Source organism: Bradyrhizobium uaiense (assembly GCF_010811875.1).
GTDB classification, from domain to species: domain Bacteria; phylum Pseudomonadota; class Alphaproteobacteria; order Rhizobiales; family Xanthobacteraceae; genus Bradyrhizobium; species Bradyrhizobium uaiense.
Map to the genome: position 1 here is coordinate 1 of NZ_VKHP01000924.1, position 245 is coordinate 245.

At 66.1% G+C, this 245-nt stretch carries 1 pseudogene; it reads right to left on the minus strand.

Annotation, left to right across the window (positions count from 1 at the left end):
- Nucleotides 1-245: pseudogene (locus FNJ47_RS48125) on the minus strand (ABC transporter substrate-binding protein); the annotation flags it as partial.

The following is a 245-nucleotide window of genomic DNA, read 5'->3' on the forward strand; positions in this document are numbered from 1 at the left end:
ATGGCCGGGCTCGAACGTGCCGGTCGCCGGCACCATCAGGCCCGCGAGCAGACCGTCGCGCAGCCCTTCGCGATCGACGCAGAGATTGGCGGCCTTGCGGACGCGGATATCATTCCACGGCGAGCCCGGCAGCACGCTTAAGTGATAATTCCAGACATGCGGCGTCACGTTGTCGATGATCCTCATGCCGGCGGCCTTGAGCTGCGGCACGGCATCGGGCGCCGGCGTTTCGATCAGGTCGACCT